We start from the raw sequence: 4181 nt of genomic DNA on the forward strand, positions 1-4181 counted from the left end.
GTCCGACGTAGCTGCGTACGACGGAAAAGCCCGCGGTCTTGACACAATTCTCAACGGCACTGCCGACGTCTCCGATCCGTCCGCCTGCCACCGCCTTTTCCATACCGGCAAAGAAGGAGGCCTTCGTCGCATCGATCAGGCGCTGTGCCTCACTCGTGATCCTCCCCACGGGGAAGGTACGGGCACTGTCGCCGTTGTAGCCACGGTAAATGGCACCGACGTCGATCTTAACGATGTCGCCCTCTTTGAGAATCTTCTTCTTGGAGGGGATACCGTGGATCAGCTCCTCATTGATGGAGAAGCAGTTATGTGCGGGGAAGCCGCCGTATCCCTTACAGGGGCAGCTACCACCGCGGGACTTGATAAAATCAGCTACGATCCTGTCAAGCTCCAATGTGGAAATGCCAGGCACAGCGTGCTTGCCTGCAAGCTCCAGAGCCTGCGCGGCAAGTTCGCCAGCCTTAAGCATAAGCTTCAGTTCGGTTGGATTTTTGGGTGCGTTGCCCATGGCCGCACGCAGCAGTTCGAAAAGACTACGCGTGGCGGTCCATCCCGGTATTGTGGTTGAGACCGAATTCGTCGTCGTACTCATCGGCATCAGGTCCTTCGCCCGAACCGGCAAGCAGGCTCGTATCGCCGCGCATGTCTATGATACGCAGCTTCGGGGCCCTGTATTCCTTCTTTTCAAAAAAGATATTCATCTGTCTCCCCTACTTGATGGTGACCTTGTTGCCGTTATAGAAGTACGAACCCTTGATGGTCGGCTTCTTGCCAAGCTTGCGGCCCTTCATGTCGTACCAGCCCGTCTTGTTGACGGTGAATTCGCCGCTACGCGGGTCGAGCGAATGGATGGCCGTGATATCGCCGTTCTCGTCACGGAAGATGACGTTGATCGTGTCCGGAAGACTACCTTCCGTAAGCGAGGCGATTCCCGAAGCACCTGCCGCAGTCTTAGCCAAGGCGGTTGCATTCTTGTTGTAGATTAGGTGTGCGCGGAAGGGACGGATATACACGCCCGCTGCGCCCTTGACAAACTGGCCTTCCTGGATTTGCTTGCCATTCACTTCCTTCTCTCTGGCTGCGAAACCGTAAACGTAGCCAAGTTCCGGGTCGCCTTCGGCCCACTTCTTGTAGGAATAGTTGCCGCGGAATTCCCAGTTGTCGAATGTCACCTTGGTGTCTACGCCGACATTCTTTTTCATCGTGAAGGACTTAACCTCCCAGCGCGGGAAGGTCATGTTCGTGGCGTGCGGACGCACAAAGTACGGCCTGTTCGCCACAAAGGCTCCGTTACTGCCGATGTCCTTCGTGTCGATTTCCCAGGTCTGGTTACCGTTGATGCCGATACCCGTCATTTCGTAGATCTGGCCGAACGAACTGAAGTAGCCCCTCGGGAGGTCAAAAGGCAGAATCAGTGTGCCGGGCTTGCCCCATTGACCGGAATAGTCGCGGTCGTAGTAGATGGAGTCGACAACCACGTCTTCGGGAATTTCGACCGTTTCCTTGGATTCGCTGCTAAGAACGGCAGTCTTCTTGCCGTTGAGCATCTTGACGGTAATGGCACCGTATTCGGCGATGACGGTGCCGTCTTCGATAACGGGATCGTTTTCGACGACTATGTCTCCGCCGTCGGCTGCAAAGACATCGGCAAAACCGATAGACAGCCCCAGAATTGCGATTTTTTTGAAAATGTTCATAGCACACCTGCAATTTATTGGGCTAAATATATAAAATTATAATAATTTCGTAAAGTGCGCAAATTCACAAAGAATGAATTTTTTAATGTCTATAGGGCAATCTTTCGACGGCGGATGCGCTCGGGAATGAGCAAGAACGTGTTGCGCCAGTAATGGCATTCATGCAGAATCGCGTCGACCGGGTCAAATGTCAGCCACTGAATGGCGTGCACCCTGTCGATGAGCCAGCGCCTCAATACAAAGCGCCTGTTAACGTTATCGGGATTGTAGCGCCCGAAGTTGCCGCCGGACATAGTCAGCTTGTATAACCGCATGCCGCGCTTTGGGTCGGGAGTGCAAAGCATCAGTTTGCGCGGAAGGGCGAACACTTTCTCGAGCACGCTCATGATGGCGGCGCAGGCGTGTTGCAGATGGAATTTTTGAATCTGCTGCCAAGCAAAAGTTCTGTCGGCTTCGGTTGAATGCGTAAGCAGTATAAAGTAGTCCATGTACTGCTTGAGCCCCACCCCTCCCAGAAGGCAATGGCTATACAAATGTTCCATTTGCATAATCAAAGCAAAACGGATGCTCGGTGTATAGAAGCCTTCCGGCGTAAGCGTCGTATTTTCTAGCTCGGCGTTGAGCAACTTTTGGAATTCCTTCGCATTGCGGAGAATGTCGGCTGCGCGAAAATGGACTTCTATGTGTATGCCGTTTTCTCCCTGGAAACCGATGTGTCGGCTGATTCGTTCAATAGCCTTTGGCCCTGAAATGATTTTTTTGTCGGCTAACAGATTGGTCAGTCTTTCCCTTCCACCGGGAACCCAGATGTCAATATCCCCGCCCTGCCTCGATAAAGGATCCGGATACAGCCTTGCATTGGCGGCACCCTTCAAAATGGCACTGCGCAGGCCGCACTCTGCAAAAAAGTTAGTATAATGAGCCGCTTCCTGGTTAATCAGGTGATTTACGCCCCGCATGGTTTCTGCCGCAGCAGACCAGTTTATGGTAATTTGGCGCGGCGGACGCGCTTCCGGGGGCAATTTGGGAATCGCGTTGTAGGCAACACCCATAACGCACTGCTGCTTGGCCATCTGGAACAGCGCTTGCCATTCCTTTTCGTTCGGTGTATACGGGAAATCTTGCGTTACCCCAAGAGCAACCTGCAGAAGCCTGCAGAATACGGTGTCGAGACCGTCAATGGTCCGAGGGACTTTTATGGATGTTTCGTCTGCGTGCATGTAAATCCTCAACAATATACATTTTTGCCGAACTTTTTGCAAATTGTATTCTACCGACACATTCATATTCGTTGTCGCTTGTCAATCCCCCCTCCCCTTGTCATTCCGGCCTTGTGCCGGGATTTCATGCAACTATTGTTGACACTTTGTAAAATCATGTCCATTTTGTCAACAGTTGTTTGCCATTTTCGACGTTCTTTCGTCTTTCAGCATTCCCCTTTATATATTTCGCCCTTTGAATCTAAAAAACAAAGGAACTAACATGAACAAGAAACACCTACACGACCCCTATATTCGCTCGGTATTCAAAGACCCTGTTCGCACAGCAGAACTCTTACGCCTTGCCGCCCGCAAAAACGCTAACCTCGCCCAATTTCTGAAAACCGTAAATCTGGATTCCCTGCGAGAAATCTCTGAAGCATTCAGCGATACCATCAGCCATGGCGATGGGGATCTCGCATTCACGGTAAGAATTGCAAGTGACGAGCCCAAGCAGGCAGAACTTCTCGTTGGAATAATCGAGGAACACAAGAGTTACCCAGATTCAAGAATCATCGCCCAACTAGTGCAATACTGGTTCCAGATCATGGTCAGGAACCAGAAGAACATCCCGACCATAGCAATCGTGCTGTACAACGGCAAGAATTCATGGAACGTCGAGAAAGAAATCATGTTTCCGAACTATCCCGAATACTACCATAAAATCGGCCTGCCGTTCATTCTAGAAATTGTTGATGTGGGTGACATCTTTGAAGATGCCGAAATACCCAAAATTTCACCCAAAATCGCACTCGCCCTTGTCGCTCTGAAGTACGTCTTTAGCGGAAAAGATCTGAAAAAACACTTAAAGCCGGCTATAGAGGGTCTCAAGGCCCTCCCCCGCGCGGAGGCAGAGGACTTTCTATCACAAACTTTTATATATTTGAAAAAGTGGTTCAACGGCGACGCCAAGGAGCAATTTACAATGGATTTTCTTAAGTGCAGCCAGGTGTACGGCTACAAGTCTATCGCCGAAGTCGAAGAAGAAGAACTAGAAGCAAAAATCGCGGATACCAAGCTCGAAATGGTCGACGCCATGTTCGATAACGGTAAACTATCCGACGACGAAATCTCGCTCATTTCTGGCCTATCCAAAGAAGAAATCGCCAAGAGGCGCTCCTCCCGCTAATCACGGGCGTTCCCTGCCGCGCAGGGGCGGGCTCTCGCGGCACGAAGCCGTGGCGTCACCCCACGACATCCCCGCCTAGAGGGCCGAACGCGGGAC

At 51.5% G+C, this 4181-nt stretch carries 5 protein-coding genes; 1 reads left to right on the forward strand and 4 read right to left on the reverse strand.

Annotated features, from left to right (window positions below):
* The 4 genes from map to Q0628_RS01520 all read right to left on the reverse strand — a co-directional run.
* On the reverse strand, positions 1 to 508 hold a 508-nt coding region (gene map, locus Q0628_RS01505; protein WP_298767811.1), incomplete at its 3' end, for a type I methionyl aminopeptidase.
* 25 nt (positions 509 to 533) lie between these two features.
* Positions 534 to 701 carry a hypothetical protein gene (locus Q0628_RS01510; RefSeq protein ID WP_298767812.1) on the reverse strand — a complete coding sequence of 56 codons (168 nt, stop codon included), beginning with the start codon at positions 699 to 701 and terminating at the stop codon, positions 534 to 536.
* A gap of 9 nt (positions 702 to 710) precedes the next feature.
* On the reverse strand, positions 711 to 1697 hold the full coding sequence (locus Q0628_RS01515; protein ID WP_298767813.1) for a hypothetical protein: 987 nt from the start codon (positions 1695 to 1697) through the stop codon (positions 711 to 713).
* Between the two features lie 89 nt (positions 1698 to 1786).
* The gene (locus tag Q0628_RS01520) at positions 1787 to 2917 is read right to left on the reverse strand and encodes a nucleotidyltransferase family protein (RefSeq protein ID WP_298767814.1); all 1131 of its coding nucleotides are present in this window, start codon (positions 2915 to 2917) and stop codon (positions 1787 to 1789) included.
* A 262-nt stretch (positions 2918 to 3179) separates the two neighbouring features.
* Here Q0628_RS01520 and Q0628_RS01525 point away from each other — a divergent pair, with 262 nt between their 5' ends.
* On the forward strand, positions 3180 to 4085 hold the full coding sequence (locus tag Q0628_RS01525) for an Rpn family recombination-promoting nuclease/putative transposase (RefSeq protein WP_298767815.1): 906 nt from the start codon (positions 3180 to 3182) through the stop codon (positions 4083 to 4085).
* Positions 4086 to 4181: the final 96 nt, after the last annotated feature.

The organism is uncultured Fibrobacter sp. (assembly GCF_937877005.1).
Taxonomy (GTDB): domain Bacteria; phylum Fibrobacterota; class Fibrobacteria; order Fibrobacterales; family Fibrobacteraceae; genus Fibrobacter.